The 20,162-nt window shown below is 71.2% G+C and carries 24 protein-coding genes; 3 read left to right on the forward strand and 21 right to left on the reverse strand.

What is annotated here, in order from left to right:
* Nucleotides 1-33 precede the first annotated feature (33 nt).
* Entirely contained in the window at nucleotides 34-1,320 is a 1,287-nt protein-coding gene (locus JOD66_RS05820; protein ID WP_204835979.1) for an extracellular solute-binding protein, read from the reverse strand.
* 30 nt (nucleotides 1,321-1,350) lie between these two features.
* Nucleotides 1,351-2,475: an ROK family transcriptional regulator gene (locus JOD66_RS05825; protein ID WP_204835980.1), complete on the reverse strand. Its 1,125-nt coding sequence runs from the start codon at nucleotides 2,473-2,475 to the stop codon at nucleotides 1,351-1,353.
* 82 nt (nucleotides 2,476-2,557) lie between these two features.
* Between JOD66_RS05825 and JOD66_RS05830 the strand changes: the two genes are divergently transcribed.
* Nucleotides 2,558-3,634: an ABC transporter ATP-binding protein gene (locus tag JOD66_RS05830; RefSeq protein ID WP_204835981.1), complete on the forward strand. Its 1,077-nt coding sequence runs from the start codon at nucleotides 2,558-2,560 to the stop codon at nucleotides 3,632-3,634.
* Between the two features lie 69 nt (nucleotides 3,635-3,703).
* A complete protein-coding gene (locus JOD66_RS05835) occupies nucleotides 3,704-4,126 on the forward strand; it encodes a DUF6542 domain-containing protein (protein ID WP_204835982.1) in 423 nt (140 codons plus the stop codon).
* 29 nt (nucleotides 4,127-4,155) lie between these two features.
* On the opposite strand, the gene JOD66_RS05840 is transcribed toward JOD66_RS05835, so the two are convergent.
* The gene (locus tag JOD66_RS05840; RefSeq protein ID WP_204835983.1) at nucleotides 4,156-4,773 is read right to left on the reverse strand and encodes an L-threonylcarbamoyladenylate synthase; all 618 of its coding nucleotides are present in this window, start codon (nucleotides 4,771-4,773) and stop codon (nucleotides 4,156-4,158) included.
* 2 nt (nucleotides 4,774-4,775) lie between these two features.
* Complete coding sequence (locus JOD66_RS05845; RefSeq protein WP_204835984.1) at nucleotides 4,776-5,792, reverse strand: 4-hydroxy-3-methylbut-2-enyl diphosphate reductase; 1,017 nt, start codon at nucleotides 5,790-5,792, stop codon at nucleotides 4,776-4,778.
* A gap of 90 nt (nucleotides 5,793-5,882) precedes the next feature.
* Between JOD66_RS05845 and JOD66_RS05850 the strand changes: the two genes are divergently transcribed.
* The gene (locus tag JOD66_RS05850; RefSeq protein WP_204835985.1) at nucleotides 5,883-6,566 is read left to right on the forward strand and encodes a hypothetical protein; all 684 of its coding nucleotides are present in this window, start codon (nucleotides 5,883-5,885) and stop codon (nucleotides 6,564-6,566) included.
* 25 nt (nucleotides 6,567-6,591) lie between these two features.
* On the opposite strand, the gene rplQ is transcribed toward JOD66_RS05850, so the two are convergent.
* The 17 genes from rplQ to JOD66_RS05935 all read right to left on the reverse strand — a co-directional run bounded on the left by rplQ (nucleotide 6,592) and on the right by JOD66_RS05935 (nucleotide 20,153).
* Complete coding sequence (rplQ, locus tag JOD66_RS05855; RefSeq protein WP_204835986.1) at nucleotides 6,592-7,194, reverse strand: 50S ribosomal protein L17; 603 nt, start codon at nucleotides 7,192-7,194, stop codon at nucleotides 6,592-6,594.
* Nucleotides 7,195-7,377: 183 nt separating this feature from the next.
* The gene (locus JOD66_RS05860) at nucleotides 7,378-8,400 is read right to left on the reverse strand and encodes a DNA-directed RNA polymerase subunit alpha (RefSeq protein ID WP_141797602.1); all 1,023 of its coding nucleotides are present in this window, start codon (nucleotides 8,398-8,400) and stop codon (nucleotides 7,378-7,380) included.
* Between the two features lie 136 nt (nucleotides 8,401-8,536).
* Entirely contained in the window at nucleotides 8,537-9,145 is a 609-nt protein-coding gene (rpsD, locus tag JOD66_RS05865; RefSeq protein WP_204835987.1) for a 30S ribosomal protein S4, read from the reverse strand.
* Nucleotides 9,146-9,176: 31 nt separating this feature from the next.
* Nucleotides 9,177-9,578 (reverse strand): 30S ribosomal protein S11, encoded by a 402-nt coding sequence (gene rpsK, locus JOD66_RS05870; protein ID WP_038681087.1) that lies wholly within the window; start codon nucleotides 9,576-9,578, stop codon nucleotides 9,177-9,179.
* A 58-nt stretch (nucleotides 9,579-9,636) separates the two neighbouring features.
* A complete protein-coding gene (gene rpsM, locus JOD66_RS05875) occupies nucleotides 9,637-10,011 on the reverse strand; it encodes a 30S ribosomal protein S13 (RefSeq protein WP_036547929.1) in 375 nt (124 codons plus the stop codon).
* Between the two features lie 162 nt (nucleotides 10,012-10,173).
* Nucleotides 10,174-10,287: a 50S ribosomal protein L36 gene (gene rpmJ / locus JOD66_RS05880; RefSeq protein ID WP_004008316.1), complete on the reverse strand. Its 114-nt coding sequence runs from the start codon at nucleotides 10,285-10,287 to the stop codon at nucleotides 10,174-10,176.
* A 42-nt stretch (nucleotides 10,288-10,329) separates the two neighbouring features.
* The gene (infA, locus tag JOD66_RS05885; protein ID WP_028656368.1) at nucleotides 10,330-10,551 is read right to left on the reverse strand and encodes a translation initiation factor IF-1; all 222 of its coding nucleotides are present in this window, start codon (nucleotides 10,549-10,551) and stop codon (nucleotides 10,330-10,332) included.
* A 159-nt stretch (nucleotides 10,552-10,710) separates the two neighbouring features.
* Complete coding sequence (locus tag JOD66_RS05890; RefSeq protein WP_204835988.1) at nucleotides 10,711-11,277, reverse strand: hypothetical protein; 567 nt, start codon at nucleotides 11,275-11,277, stop codon at nucleotides 10,711-10,713.
* Nucleotides 11,267-11,680 (reverse strand): hypothetical protein, encoded by a 414-nt coding sequence (locus JOD66_RS05895; RefSeq protein WP_204835989.1) that lies wholly within the window; start codon nucleotides 11,678-11,680, stop codon nucleotides 11,267-11,269. The genes JOD66_RS05890 and JOD66_RS05895 overlap by 11 nt, the downstream gene beginning before the upstream one ends.
* Nucleotides 11,677-12,750 carry a hypothetical protein gene (locus tag JOD66_RS05900; RefSeq protein ID WP_204835990.1) on the reverse strand — a complete coding sequence of 358 codons (1,074 nt, stop codon included), beginning with the start codon at nucleotides 12,748-12,750 and terminating at the stop codon, nucleotides 11,677-11,679. The genes JOD66_RS05895 and JOD66_RS05900 overlap by 4 nt, the downstream gene beginning before the upstream one ends.
* A complete protein-coding gene (locus JOD66_RS05905; RefSeq protein ID WP_204835991.1) occupies nucleotides 12,747-13,121 on the reverse strand; it encodes a hypothetical protein in 375 nt (124 codons plus the stop codon). Before JOD66_RS05905 ends, JOD66_RS05900 begins: the two co-directional genes overlap by 4 nt.
* A 58-nt stretch (nucleotides 13,122-13,179) precedes the next feature.
* Nucleotides 13,180-14,238, reverse strand: coding sequence for an LLM class flavin-dependent oxidoreductase (locus JOD66_RS05910; protein WP_204835992.1), 1,059 nt, complete (start codon nucleotides 14,236-14,238; stop codon nucleotides 13,180-13,182).
* Between the two features lie 306 nt (nucleotides 14,239-14,544).
* Nucleotides 14,545-17,019 carry an FHA domain-containing protein gene (locus JOD66_RS29385; RefSeq protein ID WP_204835993.1) on the reverse strand — a complete coding sequence of 825 codons (2,475 nt, stop codon included), beginning with the start codon at nucleotides 17,017-17,019 and terminating at the stop codon, nucleotides 14,545-14,547.
* A 39-nt stretch (nucleotides 17,020-17,058) separates the two neighbouring features.
* Nucleotides 17,059-18,111, reverse strand: a complete 1,053-nt coding sequence (locus tag JOD66_RS05920) for a TerC family protein (RefSeq protein WP_204835994.1) — start codon at nucleotides 18,109-18,111, stop codon at nucleotides 17,059-17,061.
* A gap of 218 nt (nucleotides 18,112-18,329) precedes the next feature.
* Nucleotides 18,330-18,701: a hypothetical protein gene (locus tag JOD66_RS05925; protein WP_204835995.1), complete on the reverse strand. Its 372-nt coding sequence runs from the start codon at nucleotides 18,699-18,701 to the stop codon at nucleotides 18,330-18,332.
* Nucleotides 18,701-19,000, reverse strand: a complete 300-nt coding sequence (locus JOD66_RS05930) for a hypothetical protein (protein ID WP_239545099.1) — start codon at nucleotides 18,998-19,000, stop codon at nucleotides 18,701-18,703. The genes JOD66_RS05925 and JOD66_RS05930 overlap by 1 nt, the downstream gene beginning before the upstream one ends.
* A 67-nt stretch (nucleotides 19,001-19,067) precedes the next feature.
* The gene (locus tag JOD66_RS05935; protein ID WP_204835996.1) at nucleotides 19,068-20,153 is read right to left on the reverse strand and encodes an isochorismate synthase; all 1,086 of its coding nucleotides are present in this window, start codon (nucleotides 20,151-20,153) and stop codon (nucleotides 19,068-19,070) included.
* Nucleotides 20,154-20,162 lie beyond the last annotated feature (9 nt).

The following is a 20,162-nucleotide window of genomic DNA, read 5'->3' on the forward strand; positions in this document are numbered from 1 at the left end:
TGGGGGCCGGCCGGACACCGTCGATGATGGTCCTCAGTTGAGCTCGGCGTCGATCTGCTCGTCGGCGGCCGCGGCGAGCTTCTTCACGTCGCCGCCCTGCGCGATCTTGCTGTAGAGGTCCTCGAGCACGAACTTGCCCTCGACGGTCGCCCAGTTGGCGGCCGGCGGGGTCAGCTTGGCGTTCGACGCGGCCGCGATCGTCGCCTGGGCGAACTCGTCGTCGCCGAGCTTGTCGGCGTACGACTGGCGTGCCGGGGTGAGCCCGGCCTCGGCGAGGATCGTCTGGTAGTCCTCGCTCAGCATCAGCGCGATCACGTCGCGGGCGAGGTCCTGGTTGGGCGACTTCGCGGAGATCGCGATGTTGGAGCCGCCGAGCAGCACCGGGGCGGGCTCGCCGTCGCTGCCCGGGAGGGCGAAGACGCCGACCTGCTTCGCGAGGTCGGGGCAGCCGCTCTCGGGATCGGTGAGCATGCCCTCGACCCAGCCGGGTCGGGACATCATGCCGATCTTGCCGGCGCAGAAGGGCGTCACCGGGTCGGACTCGTTGGCGTCGGCCGGCGCACCGGAGGCCGAGGTGTAGAGGTCCTGGAAGGTCTCCAGGCCCGTGATCGACTCGGGCGTGGAGAGCGTCGCCTTCCAGCCGTCGCCGTCGGGCTGGGCGAAGTCGCCGCCGGCATCCCACAGGAAGGCCGCGCCGTCGCGCCAGTCCTTGCCGGGCAGCCAGTAGCCCGAGAAGTCGGCCTGCCCGCTGTCCTGCTTGAGCTTCTTGGCGGCGGCGACGAAGTCGGCCATCGTCGCCGGCACCTCGGTGATGCCGGCCTTCTCGAAGAGGTCCTTGCGGTAGAAGACGTACGTCGAGCCGGCGTAGTAGGGCACCGCGAAGGTCTTGCCGTCGGCCGAGCCTGCCTCCACGAAGCCCGGCAGCAGATCGTCGCCGCCGAGGTCGCCGAGGTCGCCGGTGAGGTCGCTGAACGCGCCGACGGTGGTGAAGGTCGCGGCCTGGGTGTTGCCGACCTCGACCACGTCGGGGGTCTGGTCGGCGGAGGTCAGCGCGGTGGTGAGCCGCTCGACGAGGCCCTCCCACTCCTGCTGCTCGATCTTCAGGGTGGAGCCGGGGTGCTCCTTCTCGAAGGTCTCCTGGAGCCAGGTGCGGGCGCTGTCGGGCGTGTCCGCGCCGTTGAGCCACACCACGATCTCGGCCTTGTCGGGGCCGCCGCCGGCGTCCTCCTTGTCGGAGCCGCAGGCGCTGGTCATGCCCAGCAGGGCAGTGATGGCTGCGACGGCCACGCTCTTCGTGGCCAGGGTCTTGTTGAGTCGCACCGCTGATTTCCCTTCGATCGTGCAAATGGTTCAGGACACCCCCAGCTCGCCGGCGAGCACCACGCCCGTGGCTCCGGCGAGCACGCCGTCGTCGCCGAGGGACGACGTACGGACGACGAACTGCTGGGCCGACACCGGCATCACCCGGTCCCGGACCTCCTGCTCGGCCACCCGCGCCAGCGGCTCCACCAGGTCGGCCGGTCCGCTGAGCACCACCTCGCCGAGGTTGAGCGTGGCGACGACCGGCGCGAGCGCCTGGCCGAGCCGGGCCCCGGCGTCGGCGAGCACCGCGTCGGGGTCACCGACGGCGAGCTCGCGACGCAGCCGCGGCACGGCGAGATAGGTCTCCAGGCAGCCCGGCCGGCCGCAGCCGCACAGCGGGCCGTCCGGATCGACCTGGACGTGGCCGATCTCGCCGGCCGCTCCGCCCTGGCCGTGCAGCAGGGCGCCGTTGATCACCAGGCCGGCGCCGAGACCGGTGCTCAGCCGCAGCAGCAGCAGGCCGCCCTCACCGCGGCTCCCGAACACGAACTCCCCCATCACGGCGGTGTTCGCGTCGTTGGCGACATAGACGGGGAGGTCCAGCGCGGCGGCCAGGTCGTCGGCCAGGCGCAGGTCGTGCCAGCCCAGGTTGGGGGCGTCCAGGACGACCCCGTCGGGCGTGACCACGCCGGGCGTCGCCACGGCGACGCCGAGCAGCGGGCGGCTGCTGCGGTCGATCAGGTCGGCGGCGAACTCACGGACCAGCGCCACGGCCGCGGCGCCGGTGCGGCCCTCGCGCGGCTTCGCGTCGCGGAGCACGACCTGGCCCTCGAGGGTCAGCACGGCGCCCGCCAGCTGGTCGTCGACGGAGAGGTCGATGGCGACCACGTGCTTGGCGTCGGCCACCAGCCCGACCAGGGTCGGGGGCTTGCCGACCCGGCTCTCGCTCGGCGTACCGAGCTCCTCGACCAGGCCCTCGGCCAGCAGCTCGGCCACCAGGTCGGAGACGGTCACCCGGGTCAGCCCGCTGCTGCGGGCCAGGTCCGCGCGGCTCGCGGGACCGGCCGCGAACAGCTCCTGGAGCAGCATCGAGCGGTGGTGGCGCCGGGAGTCGGCACGGTCGAGCTTGATCCGCTCTCGGGGCGACCGGGAGGTCGGGCTGCGCCAGGACATGTTTGTTAGTTCAGCACACTTACATATACCCTCGCAAGGGCAGAATGCGATCCAGGTCACAGCACGAGGTCGAGGAGCAGCGATGGCCAGCATCACCTTCGAGGGCGCGCAGCGGTGGTACGCCGGCGCGGACGCCCCCGCCGTACCCGGCATCGACCTGGTGGTCGAGGACGGCGAGTTCCTCGTCCTCGTGGGTCCCTCCGGCTGCGGCAAGACCACCACCCTGCGGATGCTCGCCGGTCTCGAGGAGGTCGACGCGGGCCGGATCCTGATCGGTGAGCGCGATGTCACCCGCCTGGCCCCCAAGGACCGCGACATCGCGATGGTCTTCCAGAGCTATGCGCTCTACCCCCACAAGACGGTGCGCGAGAATCTCGGCTTCGCGCTCAAGATCGCGAAGGTCGAGCCCGCGGAGCGGGAGCGCCGGGTCGCCGACGCGGCGGCCCTGCTCGGCCTGACCGAGCTGCTCGAGCGCAAGCCCAGGCAGCTCTCCGGCGGCCAGCGGCAGCGGGTGGCGATGGGCCGCGCGATCGTCCGCTCCCCCCAGGTGTTCTGCATGGACGAGCCGCTGTCCAACCTGGACGCCAAGATGCGGGTGCAGACCCGCAGCGACATCGCCCGGCTGCAGCGCGAGCTCGGCGTCACCACCGTCTACGTCACCCACGACCAGGTCGAGGCGATGACCATGGGCGACCGGGTCGCGGTGATGAACCAGGGCGAGATCCAGCAGGTCGACGCTCCCCTGGCGCTCTACGACCGCCCGGCCAACCTATTCGTCGCCGGCTTCATCGGCTCCCCCCAGATGAACCTGATGGCCGCGAAGGTGGGCGGCGACGGCGGCCTCCTGCTCGGCGGGTACGCCGTCCCGCTCGATCCGGGCACCCGCGCCGCGCTCACTCCCGAGGTGACCGTCGGCGTCCGCCCGGAGGCGTGGCGGCTGGTCGAGCCGGGCGCGGGCATACCGGTCCGGGTCACCCTGGTCGAGGAGCTCGGCTCCGACGGATTCGCCCACGGCACCGCCGATCTCGGCGACGCCACCGCCACGGTCGCCGTCCGGCTCCCCTCGCGCGGGCATGTCGCACCCGACGACGTGCTCCACGTGGCGCTCCCGGAGGGCGCGGCGCACGTCTTCGACACGGTGAGCGGCCGGCGGCTCTGAGAGATCCCGCAGGTCGCCGGAGCGCGCTCAATCCCCGATTCCGTCGGACCCATGTCCTAGCGTGGAGGAGTGAGCAGCGCAGCGCACCAACGCTCCCCCACCCTGTGGGAGGAGGGCCGCCGCCCGGGCCGCGAGGTGGTCTCCCTGGCCCTCGCCCTGCTGCTCACCGCCACCGTGCTCGACCTGGCGTTCTCCGAGGGCCTGGGGCTGTTCTTCGACCTGGCGTTCGTGACGCTCTGCGTCGGGGCCGCGCTGGCCGTGCGGCCCCGTGACTTCTTCCTGGTCGGCGTGCTCCCGCCGCTGGCGATGGCGTTCGTCGTGCTGCTGCTCGCCGTGAGCGACCGGGCCGCCATCGCCCGTGCCGACGACGGCGTGGTCCAGGCCGTGCTGGCCGGCCTCTCGCGCCACGGCATCGCCCTGGCGCTCGGCTACGCCGCGTGCCTGGGCCTGCTCGCGCTGCGCCGCTCGTTCGTCGAGAGGCACCCGCGCTAACGGCCCTCACCGAGGGCCCCACTCGCGGCTCAGAAGCGGTCGGGATCGCCCGCGCCGCGCCGGATCACCTCGGGCTGGCCCTCGGACCAGTCCACGACCGTGGTCGGCTCCGGCGTGACCTCGCCGGCCTCGACCACGATGTCGACCTCGTGGTCGAGGTCCTCCTTGATCTCCCAGCCCATGGTCCGCGGCTCGGTCTCGCCCGGCAGGATCAGGGTGGAGCTGAGCAGCGGCTCGCCGAGCTCCTCGAGCAGCGCCTGCACGAAGGTGCTGTCGGGGATCCGGACACCGACGGTGCGCTTCTTCGGGTGCAGCAGCCGCTTCGGCACCTCGGGCATCGCGGTCAGGATGAAGGTGTACGGTCCCGGCGTCGCCGAGCGGATCGCGCGGAACGCCGAGTTGTCGACGTGGACCAGCTGGCCGAGCTGGGAGAAGTCGCGACACATCAAGGTGAAGTGGTGCTTCTCGTCGAGGCCGCGGATCTTGAGGATCCGGTCGCGGCCCTCGCGGTTGCCGATCCGGCAGCCGAGCGCATAGCCCGAGTCGGTCGGGTAGGCGATCAGCGCGTCGTCCTGCAGCGCCGCGACGATCTGCTGCAGCGTGCGCGGCTGCGGGTTGTCGGGGTGGACGTCGAGATAGCGGGCCATGCTCAGAGCCGGACTGCCGTCTTGGTGCTGCGCCCGGCAGCCTTGAGGTCGCGGTGCAGCTCCTTGGGCAGCGAGAACGCGAGGGTCTCCTCGGCCGTCTGCACGGCTCGGGCGTCGGGGTAGCCGCGCTCGGCGAGATAGGCCAGCACCTCGGTGACCAGGTGGTCGGGAACCGAGGCTCCCGAGGTGACGCTGACCGTCGCGGCGCCGTCGAGCCAGGACTCGTCGAGCTCGGAGACGTCGTCGATCCGGTACGACGCCTTGGCCCCCGCCTCCAGCGCGACCTCGACCAGGCGCACCGAGTTGGAGGAGTTGGCCGAGCCGACCACGATCACCAGGTCGGCGGACGCACCGATCTCCTTGACCGCGACCTGGCGGTTCTGGGTGGCGTAGCAGATGTCGTCGCTCGGCGGGTCCTCGAGCTGCGGGAACTTGGCCCGGAGCCGGCGTACGGTCTCCATGGTCTCGTCGACGCTCAGCGTGGTCTGCGAGAGCCACGCCAGCTTGGCGTCGGGCGGGAACTCCAGCCGCGCGACGTCGTCGGGGTGCTCGACCAGGACGGTCTGCTCCGGCGCCTCGCCCGCGGTGCCCTCGACCTCCTCGTGGCCGGCGTGCCCGATGAGCAGGATCGTGTAGCCGTCGGCGGCGAAGCGGACCGCCTCGCGGTGCACCTTGGTCACCAGCGGGCAGGTGGCGTCGATGGTCTTCAGCTGCCGCTCGGCGGCCTCGTCGACGACGGCCGGCGAGACGCCGTGGGCCGAGAACACCACCCGCGCACCGGCCGGCACCTCCTCGAGCTCCTCGACGAAGATCGCGCCCCGCTCCTCGAGATTGGCGACGACGTGCTTGTTGTGGACGATCTGCTTGCGGACGTAGACCGGCGAACCGTAGAGGTCCAGCGCCTGCTCGACCGTCACGACCGCGCGGTCGACCCCGGCGCAGTAGCCGCGGGGGGCCGCGAGCAGCACCTCACGCTCGCTGTCCTCGAGCAGACGCGGCGTTCCCAGGTCGATCATCATGGCTCCAGTCTACGGACCGGCGCGCCGACCACCGAGTCCTCGCCGGAGCGCAGGCGTTTACCCGACAGCCGACACCGGCAGGATCCGAGCATGGCCTTCGCCCCTCCTCCACCGCCGGCCCCGGTGCCGACCGCGGACCCGGTCACTCGGCCCGATGGGGTGCCGACCAGGGTCGGCCTGGCTCTGCTCGGGCTGCTGCTCGTCGGCGACCTGCTGCTCTTCGTGCTGCCAGGCTGGATGCTCGTCCGGCGGGGAACCCCGCCGCCCGCCGCCGTCACGGTCGGCGCCGGCATGGTGCTGATCCTCCTGTACGCCGCCCTGGTCGCCCTGGTCGGCCGGACACCCGTCCGGCGCCTGGTCGCGACCCTGGTCGTGGCGTCGACCGTCCCGGTCCAGCTGGCGCTGCACTTCGTGATGTCCCGCGCGTCCTTCGACGAGGTCCGCGACGTGGAGGTCCTCACCACGACGGTCGGCACCTTCACCGCGCTGCTCCACCTCACCGCCTGGGGTGTCGCGCGACGGCAGGGCGGGGCCTGGCCGGCCGGCCTGCTCGCACTCCCGGTCGTCGTCGCGGTCCAGTGGAGCCTGCGTGAGCCGCTCGGCCGGCTCGTCGTCGAGACCGTCCCGGGCGACGGCACGCCGTCGCACCTCGTCGCGTGGGTGATCTTCTGGGCCTGGTTCACCGCGCCCGTGCTGCTGACCGGCGTGCTGTGCTTCGTGATCGAGCAGCTGTCCGCCACGCGAACGACGACGGCCCGCCACCCTCGCGGGTGACGGGCCGTCGTCGCGGAGCGTTCGCTCAGGCCTTCTCGTCCTCGGCGGACTCCTCGGCGGGCGCCTCCTCGGCGGCCTCCTCGGTGACCTCTGCCTCGGCCTCGGGGGCCTCGACCTCGGCGGCCTCGGTCTCCTCGACCTCGGTCGCCTCCGCCTCGGTGGCCTCCGCCTCAGGAGCCTCCGCCTCGGGAGCCTCCTCGACCGGAGCCGGAGCAGCTTCGGCGGCCGGGGCGGCCTTCGGCGTAGCCGGCTGGAAGGCCTCGGTCACCAGCTCGATGACCGCCATCGGGGCGTTGTCGCCCGCCCGGTTGCCGATCTTGGTGATCCGGGTGTAGCCACCCGGACGGTCGGCGAAGGTCGGCGCGATGTCCGCGAAGAGGGTGTGCACGACACCCTTGTCGCGGATGACCTTGAGGACCTCGCGGCGCTGGTGCAGCGGGTTCTCCCCGGCGTGGGCCTTCTTCGCCTTGGTGATCAGCTTCTCGGCGTACGGACGCAGCGTGCGCGCCTTGGCCTCGGTGGTCGTGATCCGGCCGTGCTCGAAGAGCGCGGTGGCCAGGTTCGACAGGATGAGGCGCTGGTGCGCGGCGCCACCGCCGAGGCGGGGGCCCTTCTTGGGCTTCGGCATTGCTTCTCTCGATTCTCCCCGGCCGTGTCAGGTACCGGGGTATCAGGCCGGCAGCGTGGCGCTGCCGGCGGTGTTGCTGGGCTCGGTCCGGCCGCGAGCGCAGGGAGCGCCAGCGACCGGAGCGAGTGGTGGGGCCGAGCTCAGCGAGCCGCCGATCAGCAGCGACACGCTCGGCCCATCAGATCAGAATTCCTCCGACTCGATGAACGACTCGTCGTCGTCCTCGTCGTCGGAGTAGTTGGCCAGGGCGGCCGACGGGTCGAAGCCCGGAGCGCTGTCCTTGAGGGACAGGCCCATCTCGTGCAGCTTGGCCTTGACCTCGTCGATGGACTTCGCGCCGAAGTTGCGGATGTCCAGCAGGTCCTGCTCCGAGCGGCTGATGAGCTCACCCACGGTGTGGATGCCCTCGCGCTTGAGGCAGTTGTAGGACCGCACGGTCAGCTGCAGGTCCTCGACCGGGAGGGCGAGGTCGGCGGCGAGCTGCTCGTCGACGGGCGACGGGCCGATGTCGATGCCCTCGGCCTCGACGTTGAGCTCACGGGCCAGGCCGAAGAGCTCGACCAGCGTCTTTCCGGCCGACGCGATGGCGTCGCGGGGCAGGATGGACGGCTTGGTCTCGACGTCGATGACGAGCTTGTCGAAGTCGGTGCGCTGCTCGACACGGGTGGCCTCGACCTTGTAGGTCACCTTGAGGACCGGGCTGTAGATCGAGTCGACCGGGATCCGGCCGATCTCGTTGTCGGCGCCCTTGTTCTGGACGGCCGAGACGTAGCCGCGGCCGCGCTCCACGACGAGCTCGAGCTCGAGCTTGCCGTTGTCGGAGAGGGTGGCGATCTTCAGGTCGGGGTTGTGGACCTCGACGCCGGCCGGCGGCGCGATGTCGGCACCCGTGACGTCACCGGCACCCGACTTGCGCAGGTACATGGTGACCGGCTCGTCGTGCTCGGAGGAGACGACGAGGCCCTTGAGGTTGAGGATGATCTCGGTGACGTCTTCCTTGACGCCCTCGATGGTCGAGAACTCGTGGAGGACGCCGTCGATCTTGATGCTCGTGACCGAGGCACCGGGGATCGAGGAGAGGAGGGTACGACGCAGCGAGTTGCCGAGCGTGTAGCCGAAGCCGGGCTCGAGCGGCTCGATGACGAAGCGCGACCGGAACTGGTCGACGGTCTCCTCCGACAGGGTGGGGCGCTGTGCGATGAGCACTTGTTTCGTTCCTTTCCGGGCCGACCGCTATATGAGGACCCAGACGTGGTGCGGAGATGGAGAAGAGGGACTGCGGGATGACGCATGCCCGCCCCGGCTCCCCCACGGGTGGAGGTCGACCGGGACGGGCTCGCGATCACTTCTTGGAGTAGTACTCCACGATGAGCTGCTCCTGGATCGGCATGTCGATCTGCTCGCGCACGGGCACCTGGTGGACCAGGATCCGCATGCGGCTCGGGACCGCCTCGAGCCAGGCCGGCACGATCCGCTCGCCGTGGGTCTCGCGAGCCACGATGAACGGGGTCATCTCGAGCGACTTCTCGCGCACGTCGATGATGTCGTACTGGGTGACCTGGAAGGACGGGATGTCGACCTTCTTGCCGTTGACCAGGAAGTGACCGTGGGTCACCAGCTGGCGGGCGTGGCGGCGGGTGCGGGCGAAGCCGGCACGGTAGACCACGTTGTCGAGACGGCACTCGAGGAGCTGGAGCAGGTTGTCGCCGGTCTTGCCCTGGCGACGCGCGGCCTCCTCGTAGTAGCGGTGGAACTGCTTCTCCAGCACGCCGTAGGTGAAGCGGGCCTTCTGCTTCTCCTGCAGCTGGTTGCGGTACTCGCTCTCCTTGACCCGCGCGCGGCCGTGCTGGCCCGGGGGGTAGGGGCGCTTCTCGAAGGCGGCGTCGCCGCCGACGAGGTCGACGCCGAGACGGCGCGACTTCTTGGTCAGGGGTCCGGTGTAACGGGCCATTGAAGTTCTCCTCTAAGTCCTGGTACGACGCTCAGACGCGACGGCGCTTCGGCGGGCGGCAGCCGTTGTGCGGGGCGGGGGTCACGTCCTGGATGGTGCCGACCTCGAGGCCGATCGCACCCAGCGAGCGGATCGCCGTCTCGCGGCCCGAGCCCGGGCCCTTGACGAAGACGTCGATCTTCTTCATGCCGTGCTCCATCGCCCGACGTCCGGCGGCCTCGGCGGCCATCTGCGCGGCGTACGGGGTGGACTTGCGGGAGCCCTTGAAGCCGACGGTGCCGGCAGAGGCCCACGAGATCACCGCACCGGTCGGGTCGGTGATCGTGACGATCGTGTTGTTGAACGTGCTCTTGATGTGGGCCTCGCCCTGAGCGACGTTCTTCTTCTCCTTGCGGCGCACCTTCTTGGCGCCCGCGCGAGCCTTGGGAGGCATGCGTTATCTCCTTGAGAAAGCTGGTCGATGAGGTCAGTGAGACGCCGAGGGCGTCAGATCACTTGGCCTTCTTCTTGCCGGCAACCGTGCGCTTCGGGCCCTTGCGGGTACGAGCGTTGGTCTTGGTGCGCTGACCGCGGACCGGGAGGCCCATGCGGTGACGGCGACCCTGGTAGCTGCCGATCTCGATCTTGCGGCGGATGTCGGCCTGAACCTCGCGACGGAGGTCACCCTCGATCTTGAAGTTCGCCTCGATCTCGTCGCGGAGCTTGACCAGCTCCTCGTCACCCAGCTCGTGGACGCGGAGGTCCGGGCTGACGCCGGTGGCCTCCAGCAGCTGCTGGGCGCGGGTACGGCCGATGCCGTAGATGTAGGTGAGAGCGACCTCGATGCGCTTGTCGCGCGGCAGGTCGACTCCGACGAGGCGAGCCATGACGGCTCCTTTCCAAACGGTTGCGGTGGTGTGGTCGTGATGCGTCCGGGCTTGTCATGCAGGGTTTGCGCCCAGCTCCGGCCATCCGCACCGGAGGTGGTTCGCCGTCGTAGGACGGCTAAGCGATCACGTTGATGAGTTATTGAGTTGTACGCGCGGGGCTCAGCCCTGGCGCTGCTTGTGGCGCGGGTTCTCGCAGATCACCATGACGCGGCCGTGGCGACGGATCACCTTGCACTTGTCACAGATCGGCTTCACGCTCGGGTTGACCTTCATGTCAGCCCTTTCTTGCTAGTGGCGGAGAAGTGAGCCGGCGGCTCACTTGTAGCGGTAGACGATCCGGCCGCGCGAGAGGTCGTACGGCGAGAGCTCCACCACCACGCGGTCCTCGGGGAGGATCCGGATGTAGTGCTGGCGCATCTTGCCGCTGATGTGAGCCAGGACCTTGTGGCCGTTGCTCAGCTCGACGCGGAACATGGCGTTCGGGAGGGCCTCCACGACGGAGCCCTCCATCTCGATGACGCCTTCTTTCTTCGCCATGTCTCACAATCTGCTCGGGGATGTTGTGTCTACCGGTGGCCCGGGAACCTCTCAGCTTCACTGAGTGGACCTCGTGGGCCGTGCACCACACACGGAACCCACGTTGGACCGACACGCCAGTCTATGTGCTGGCGCCAACGAACTCCCAATCGACGCCGCTCAGCCGGCCGGGGCGGCGTAGGCATCGGCGATCCGGGCGGCGGCGTCGACCAGCCGGTCCCGGCCGAGCGTGAGCCGGTCGCCGGTGGCGCCGGCCGAGACCACGACGTGCAGCCCGTCCCTCCCGTTGAGCGACACCAGGTCGACCTGGATCTGGGTCCCCGGGGTCTCCGTCACGACCATCCGGGCCGGCGCGCCTCCGGGGAGGGCGGTCTCCTCCACCACCGGCGCGGGGTCGCGGTCGGCGAACACCCGGTTGGCGGCGACGTCGAGGTCGCCGGCCCCGGTCAGTGGCGCCCACTCCACGAGGAGGAGCTGGTCGCCGAGGTCGGTCGCGGAGCACGCCGTACCGCCGTCGTCGGTGGGATCCGTCGCGACTGTCAGCGGTACGCCGAGCCACTCGCTCAGGTCGGCATCGCTCACCGGCGCGCAGTCGAAGGCGGCGGTCGCGGCGGTGGTGGTCGGCGCGGCCGAGGGCCCCGGTGCCGGCTCGTCCTCTCCCGAGCAGCCCACGAGACCGAGGACCGCGACGACGAGGACGGCGGCCAGCCGGCCCTCAGCGCGCACGGCCGGGCTCGTCGTCGCCGTCGTTCCCGGCCAGGCGGGCCACCTCGGCAGCCAGGCCGCGGCCCTGGGCGGTCATCGCCGCGAAGAGCAGCCGGGTGCCGCCGTCGTGGTCCGAGGGGCGAGCCCAGACATCGGCCCAGGTCAACCGGCCCTCGTGTACCCGGCGGTGGAGGGAGCGCAGCTCCAGCGGGGCGTCCTCCGCGCCGGCGATCGCCTCGTAGAGCGCGGCGGTCGCCGGGTCGATGCCCTCGGCGAGCCGGCGCTCCTCCCCCTCGGCCGCCAGGTCGTCGACGACGTCGAGGACGGCCTCGAGGCGCCGGTCGACGTCGGCCGAGGCGAGGTCGAGCAGGCTCGGGCCGGACTCGTCGGGCGGCGGCGCGGAGGCGTCGTAGTGCCCCGTCATCGGCTCGGCAGGGGGTCGTCGTCGGTGGTCGTGGTGATCATCCAGCCCGGCACGCCCTCCTCAGGGGTCCAGCCGGGTGGCCGCCCCTGACCGGGGCCGTTGTTGGTCGGGTCGCAGTCCGGGTCGTAGTAGGGCTCGGTGTAGCCCGAGTCCTGGACCAGGTCGCCGGACGCGGCATCGAGGTCCGCCTCCGCCGTGCCGCCGTCCTTGCCGAAGTCGGCCACGATGTCGTCGATCTTCTCCTTGACCTTCGCGGGGTCGATGTCGGGCGCCTCGCCCAGCGGCGTGCCGAGGTCGACCGACGGCAGCGCCTTGACGTACTCGAGGATCTCCGTGAACGCCTTGATCCGCTCGCCCTGGGTCCGGCACCACTCCTCGACGGCGTCCTTGAGCTCGAAGCAGGCGTTGATCGCCTCGATGACGTACTTCGCGTCGTCGATCACCTCCGTGATCGCGCCCAGCCCCTTGTCGACGAGGTCCTTGGCGAGCATGAGGGCACCCCAGTAGCCGCGGCCCCAGCGCACCAGCTTGGACGAGAGCCGAAGCAGCCGCTGGCCGAGCTCGACGAGCGCCTTCTCGACCCGGATCGCGATCCGCTCGGAGATCCGCGCGACGTAGTCGAAGACCGCCGAGCCCTTGGCCACCACGCCACCCATGCCCTGCACGGCGAGGTCGTAGAGGCCGAGCTGGGCACCCATCGCCACGCCGGTCTCGCCGCCGATCGCCAGCACCTGGTTGAGTCCGATGATCCCGAAGTTGTGTCCCCAGGTCTTCATGGCCTTGCCGAAGATCCGGCAGGCCTCGGCGTTCTGCTTGATCCGCAGGTAGTCGCCGGACAGCGGATAGACGACGTACTCGTCGAGGCTCTTGTCGGGCAGCGAGGGGATCGGGCGACCGAGGCCGACGCTGTCGGCGACGCCGTTGACCCAGTCGATCCCGGCGTTGCAGGTGTCGCGGACGTCGTCGAACGTCTCGGCGGCCGTGACGTACCTCGCATCGTGTCCCTTGCCGCGGCTCTGCTCGGCGGGAGCGTCGAGCGGGAGCTCCTCCTCGATCGTCTTCCACGTCATTTCGAGTCCACCAGGTCGAGGTAGGCCTGCAAGAACGCGTGCAGCTGCTGACCGTCCGCGGTCTCGTAGTCCTTGGCCGACAGGGCGACCGCCGCCGTCAGGCTGGTCCAGCGCTCCTGGAAGCCGGACTTCACCTCGTCGATGACGCCGCCGCACTCCTTGAGCGCATCGGAGATCGGCTTGAGGACGCTCACGCCGGTCAACGGGATCTCATGCTCGAACGCCGAGGAGTTGAACACCTCGTCGGTCGCGTACGTCGCGACGTCCTCGATCTGACCGCCGACGGTGTCCATGTCGGTCAGCAGGCGCTGCAACAGCTCCCACTTGATCCACATGACGCCGGTCTCCGCCGGCGTCTCCGGTGCCCCCATGTGCGTCTCCTGCCCGAGTCGATGCTGTCGGGGACGAGAGTGACCGCTGAGCCCCGGCTCAAACCCCCGCGTCGGACGCCAGCAGCTCCAGGGTCCGCACCCGCGCGGGCGAGGTGCGCGGGTCGGTGTCGCGGACGGCGCCGCCCACCGGGTTCACCATCACCTCGTCGACGCCGTACGACGCCGCGAGGGTGGCCAGCTCGGCCCGGGCGCCCGGCCCGTCGCCGATCACCCAGCGCTGTCGCATGGCGTCGACCAGGCCCTGGTGGGCCTCGGGCAGGCCGGCCTCGACGATGGTCTCGGCGTCCTCCACGGTGCGCTGGGCGACCAGCGGCTGACCGGTGCGCAGCGCCAGCATCTGCAGCAGCTGGGGCAGCGCGAGCCGCTGCGCCTCCTCCTCGGTGTCGGCGACCGAGGCGTTGACCGTGAGGAAGGTCCGCGGCTCGGCCAGCTCGGGCGAGGGCTGGAAGCTCGAGCGGTAGAGCTCCAGCGCCTCGGCCGTACCGGATCCCGAGAAGTGGTGGGCGAAGACGTACGGCATGCCCTTGGCCGCGGCCAGGCGCGCGGAGTAGTCGGAGGAGCCGAGCAGCCAGATCTGCGGCACCGACCGCGCGGCCGGCGTGGCCTTGAGGACGTGCTGGGAACCACGCAGGGCCAGCCCGACGCCCGCCGGCTCCATCATCGCGAGCACGTTGTCGACGTACTCCGGGAAGTGGGAGACCGCCTCGTCGCTCACCCCGCCCGCGCCGTGGCGCAGCGCCCAGCTGGTCACCGGGTCGGTGCCGGGCGCCCGCCCGATGCCGAGATCGATCCGCCCCGGGAAGGCCGCCTCCAGAAGCGCGAACTGCTCCGCGACGACCAGCGGTGCGTGGTTGGGCAGCATCACTCCCCCGGACCCGACCCGGATCCGCTCGGTCGCCGACGCCACCAGCCCGATCACGACCGGCGGGTTGGTCGCCGCGACCGCCGGCATGTTGTGGTGCTCGGCCAGCCAGAAGCGGCGGTAGCCGAGCCGGTCGGCCGCGCGAGCCAGGTCCAGGGTCGCCGCGAGGGCGTCGCCGGTGGCCTGGTCGCTGCGGACGGGGACGAGGTCGAGGACGGAGAGCGCGAGAGACATCACCAGGGTCAAGGCGCCGACCGCGCCACACATTCCCTCGAGCGGGGTTTCTGTCGCGCGGGGGTGGGTGTTCCGACGGCGCTGTAACACGTGGTTCGCTGTTGTTGCGGACCCAAGACGTCGCGATGCGGGAGCTGTACGGGTCTGCTAGAGCCGGCACGGGTCGGGTAGAGCGGCGAACAACGTGTTACAGCGCCGCTCACGCAGCGCACGCGCAGCGAGCGCCCAACCAACACCGTGAGTCCTCCAAGAGGCCCACCCGTCCCGAGCGGGGTTCCCGTCGGGGCCGAGCGAGCGCCCAACGACTCAATCGTCGGAGGTCGCGCTCCTGCGCACCAACAACAGCCCCGCCCCGAACGCACCCGCCCCGAGCAGACAGAGCAGGAACAGGTCCATCAGGTAGTGGCCGCCCCCGCTCTGCGCGATCCAGTCCGCCCGGTCGGTGCCCTCGAACCTGTCGACGAGCTGGATGGCGGACGCCGAGGCGGCGTACCCCCAGCGGGAGGGCGAGAGCCAGGCGATCTGCTCGAGCAGCACCCGGCCGGCGATCTCGAAGAGGGCGCCGGAGAGGACCAGCTGGAGCATGACCAGGCCGACCAGGGCGGGCATGGTCTGCTCGGTGCTCGTGACCAGCGCGGAGAGGGCGAGGCCGATCACGACCATGACCGTGGAGAGCAAGGCGATCGCGAGGGCCACCCGGAAGGTGCCGGCGGTGCCGTCGGCGCCGGGGAGGCCGACGGTGGCGAGGAAGGTGACGACCAGGCCCTGGAGGAAGGCGGCGCTGCCGAGGACCAGCACCTTGCTGGTGAAGTAGATGCCGGGTGAGAGGCCGACGGCGTACTCGCGTTGGAAGATCGGCCGCTCCCCCACCAGCTCGCGGATGGCGAGGGCGGTGCCCATCAGGCAGGCGGCGACGATGAGCACGGTAAGCCGCTGCTGGGCCTCGCCGATCTTGCCGTCGGCGGCGAGGATCGAGATGCCGTCGTGGCCGGGTACGACGCGGCTCAGGCCACCGAGGATGAGCGGGAGCAGGACGAGCATGCCGAGCAGCAGGCGGTCGGCGAGCACGACGGCCAGGTTGCGCTTGATGAGCGTGGTCAGCTGGCGGGAGACCGACTGCCGGGGCGGGGCCGGGACGGCTGCGCCGTAGGACTGCTGCGGCAGCGCCGAGGTGTCGACGGCGTGCTGGGGCGCGGGGATCCGCTGCCACAGGTCGGCGTCGTCGAGCAGGTCGAAGACCTCGGGGTAGTTGGTCTTCCCGAAGTGGGCGAGCACGCCGTCGGGCGGTCCGAAGTACGCGATCCGACCCCCGGGGGCGAGCACCAGCACGTTGTCGCAGACGTCGAGCGCGAGCACCGAGTGGGTGACGACCATGACCACGCGGCCGTCGTCGGCGAGGCTGCGCAGCTGGCGCATCACCTCGAGGTCGAGGCCCGGGTCGAGCCCGGAGGTCGGCTCGTCGAGGAACAGCAGCGGCGGCGCGGTGAGCAGCTCGGTCGCGATCGAGACCCGCTTGCGCTGGCCGCCGGAGAGCTGGGTGCCGATCCGGTTGTCGAGGCGCTCGGTGAGCTGCATCTGCTGCGCCACGGTCTGCACCCGGTTCTCCCACTCCTGGGCCGTGGTGTCGGGCGGCAGCCGGAGCTCGGCGGCGAAGCGCAGGCCCTGGCGGACCTTGAGCTGCGGGTGCAGGATGTCCTGCTGCGGCACCAGGCCGATCTGGAAGCGCAGCTGGTCGTAGTGCTGGTAGAGGTCGTGGCCCTGCCAGATCACCCGGCCATGGCTGGCCGGCTTGAGGCCGGTGAGCGCGCCGAGCAGCGTCGACTTGCCGGATCCCGACGGACCGATGACGGCCGTCAGGCTCCGCGGCTCGAGCTTGAACGACACGTTCTCGATCAGCCGCTTGCCGCCGGCGACCACCTGGGTGAGCCCGTCGGCGTACAGCGTGAACTCGTGGGCCGTCGCGGACGCGATCAGCTGGTGGCCGTCCCAGCGGAAGGTCTGGTTGCCGAAGATCACCTCGGAGCCGACCGGCAGCTGCACCGCGCCCTGGACCCGGTGGCCGTCGACGAAGGTGCCGTTGAACGAGCCGAGGTCGTGGAGCACGGCCGGCGAGGTCGGCGTCGCCGGGTCGAGGCGGGCGTGCCGCCGGCTCACCAGCGGGTCGGCCAGCACGATGTCGTTGGTGTGCTCGCGGCCGATGCTCAGCGCCCGGCCGGCCTGGAGCTGCTGCGGGAGCACCACCGAGTGGCCGTGCGGCAGCTGTCCCGGAGGCAGTACGCCGGCCGGTCGCCACGCGTCGACCGGCCCACCGCTCGCGGGGACCTGGGGCGGCGGCAGGTTCTTCCAGAACTCGCCGACCGGAGCGGCGCCCGAGGCGGGCGCGGCCGGCGCGGCCGGACCGGCTGGTGACGGGGCCGGTGCGGCCGGCGCCACGGGTCGAGCGGCCGGCGGCGGCGCCGACGGCGCCGGCGGGGGCGGCGGGGGCACGGCCGACGCCAGCACGCTGACCACGACCGCCTCGCCGGCCGGTCCTCCGAGGTGCAGGCTGACCGGCGCGCCGGTCAGCGGCAGCCGGGTGATCCGCTGCCCGGAGACGAAGGTGCCGTTGCTGCTCGCGTCGACCGCCACCCAGGCGCCGTCCTCGATCTGCAGGAAGGCGTGGTGGCGCGACGCCTTGGCGTCGGTGACCGGGATGTCGCAGTCCAGCTCGCGCCCGACCACGACCCTCGGGCCGTCGAAGGTCCGCGTCTGCCCGGCCCACTGCACCTGGAGTCGATCCACGACCGACACCCTAGGTGAACAAGCAGGCCGGGCGGGCGGTCACCGCCAGTCGGGGCCGGAGGTGTCGTCGACGTCGGCGGGGTCGCGCGGGGAGACGGCGTGGTCCGGGACGTGGTCGTCACTGCCCTCGCGCGAGGACTTCCACAGGCTCGCGACCGCCGTGACGACCAGGGTCACGATGATCACGCCGAGGCTGAACAGCGACGGGATGTCCCACACGGCGACGTGCTCGCCGCCGTTGATGAACGGCAGCTCGTTCTCGTGCAGGGCGTGCAGCACCAGCTTGACGCCGATGAAGGCGAGGATGAACGCCAGGCCGAGCGAGAGGTAGACCAGCTTCTGGAGCAGACCGCCGAGCAGGAAGTAGAGCTGGCGCAGGCCCATCAGGGCGAACACGTTCGCGGTGAAGACCAGGTAGGGCTCCTGGGTGATGCCGAAGATCGCGGGGATCGAGTCGAGCGCGAACAGGATGTCGGTGACGCCCAGCGCGATGATCACGATGAGCATCGGCGAGACGAAGCGGACGCCGTTCTCGTGGTACCAGAGCTTGAGGCCGTGCCAGCTGTCACCGACCCGCATCCGGCGCCGGGTGAAGGCGACGATCGCGTTGTCCTCGGGGTGCTCGTCCTCGTGGGCGCCGTAGGACTTCACCAGCTTGACCGCGGTGTAGACCAGGAAGGCGCCGAAGGCGTAGAAGATCCAGCTGAAGTTCTCGATGAGCGCGTAGCCGAGCGCGATGAAGATGCCGCGGAACACCAGCGCGAGCACGATGCCGACGAGCAGCGCCTCCTGCTGGTACTTGCGGGGCACCTTGAGCGCCGACATCAAGATGATGAAGACGAACAGGTTGTCGATCGACAGCGAGTACTCGGTCAGCCAGCCGGTGTAGAACTGGATGCCGAAGTCGTGCCCGTGGTGGACGAGGATGAAGACCCCGAAGGCCACGGCCGCGCCGACGTAGACGGCGAGCGCGATGGCGCACTCCTTCATCGACGGCTCGTGCGGGTCGCGCGCGATGACGAAGACATCGAAGAGGAGGACTCCGACGGTCACCGCGATGGTGATCGTCCATTCCAGGGTGGTCACGTCCATAGAGGTGTCCCTTCAGGGGGCGGAAGCGTCGACAGATCGCCCGAGGTCTCTTCCGCTGCCGACGAGTGGTGCGCCGTCTGGCAGCCTACGGGACCGGAGCGGGCGACTTCGACCGCTCGTGATGACGAGCCCGCAGCGAAGGAGTACTCCCCCCTGGTGCCCGGAATCCTCGCACGCGGGCGGGAGGCGGGTCCAATCAGGCCGGGCTCCGCCGTCGGTCACACCGCCCGGACGAGGGGCCGAGGCTCGACGTACGTCGCCAGGACCTCCAGGTCACCAGCGTCGGAGGTCACGACCTCCCGGCCGGCTCCGCAGAGCGCCACGTGAGCGTCGACGACGTCGGAGGTGCCCGCAGCCGCCAGCAGCGCTCCGACCGCATGGGCGCCGGCCTCGTCCAGAGCGACCACCTCACAGGCGGCGAGTAGCATACGCAGGCGCGCCTGTCGCGACGACCTGCTGACCTGCGCGACCACCGGCGCCGTCGTGATCGGCCTCGACCCCGCTTCGAGCTCGGCCCGGTGGCCGGCCCAGAACTGCCGATCGTCGTTGTCGGCGGCGATCAGCGCCCCGGCGTCGTAGACGAGGGGCATCAGGCATCCCGCAGCCGGGCGAGCCGCTCGCGGCGCCGCTCGCGCGCCGCGTCCATCTCCGCTTCGGTCAGGGGGCCGGCCAGCGACTCCCACTCGGCGACGGCTTCCAGGCCCCGCCGGATGGCGACGGTGCGCCGGGCAGCCTCGGTCAGCCAGGCGGGGACGCTGACTCCGTCGCTCTGGGCAGCCGACAGGACGTCGCGGTAGAGGGATGGATCCATGGTGACCGCGACGGTGGGCGAGGTGGCCTCGCGTGGCATGTCGCCCGCGCTGCGGCTGGTGGAGGGTTCACCCGTCATGCGAAGAGCATCACCCCGGCGCCGGGCAACCGCAACGTCCTTCCCGTCGCCTGTGGATGACGTCCGCTCAGGGCAGCCCGGTCACCCGGGCCATGGTGGCCAGCTTGGCGCCGGTCTCACGAACCTCCGCGGCCGGGTCGGAGCCGGCGACGATCCCGGCGCCGGCGAACAGGCGCAGCCGCGGGCCGTCCATCACGGCCGCCCGGATGGTCACCGCGAACTCGCCGTCGCCGTGGCGGTCGACCCAGCCGACGCACCCGGCGAACCAGTCGCGCAGGTCGCCCTCGAGGTCGGCGATCACGGCGTTGGCCGCAGCGGTGGGCACTCCCCCGACCGCGGGGGTGGGGTGCAGCAGCTGGGCCAGTCGCAGCGCGCTCGGGCCGTCGAGGGGGTCGGCGAGGCGGGCGTGGATCGGGGTGGCGAGATGCCACACGGTGTCGGTGGAGAGCAGCTCGGGGGTGGCGGGGTACTCGATCTCGACGCACACGTCCTTGAGCGCGTGGACGATCGCCTCGACCACGAAGGCGTGCTCGGCGAGGTCCTTGGCCGACTGCTGCAGTGACGCGGCCCGCCGCGCGTCCTCGGCGGGGTCGTCGGAGCGGGGCACCGAGCCGGCGAGCGGGGTGCAGGAGATCACCGCGCCCTCGCGGCGCACCAGGAGCTCGGGGCTGGCGCCGACCAGGATCGGACCCTCGCCGTCGGTCGAGGCGTCGAGCGGCACGCTGAACACGTAGCGCCCCGGTCGCGTGGTCAGCAGCCGGTCGATGATCTCGGCCGGCACGAGCGGCGGGTCGCTGACGACGTCGAGGCACCGGCCGAGGACGACCTTGTGGAGGTCGCCGCTCGCGATCTTCTCGAGCGCGGCGGCCACCATCGCGGCGTACTCGTCGGGCGTCGGGAACTCGGTGACCTGGTAGGTCCGCTCGACGCTGGTGTCGGCGTCGGGCCGCTGCAGGGCGTGCTCGGAGCCGGTCACGACGTGGGCCAGCCCCGGCGCGCCCGCCGCGAAGGAGAGCGCGACCAGGGCCCGCTCCCCCGGTCGCAGCCCGGCGACGACGGCGTCGGCCCAGTCCGGGTCGGCGCCGTCTGGCACCTCGGAGGTGTGCCGCACCGAGTCGGCGACGTAGGCCTGCTCGCCCGATGCGAAGAGCATCGGGCGAGC

It is taken from the genome of Nocardioides nitrophenolicus, from assembly GCF_016907515.1.
In the GTDB taxonomy this organism is placed as follows: Bacteria; Actinomycetota; Actinomycetes; order Propionibacteriales; family Nocardioidaceae; genus Nocardioides; species Nocardioides nitrophenolicus.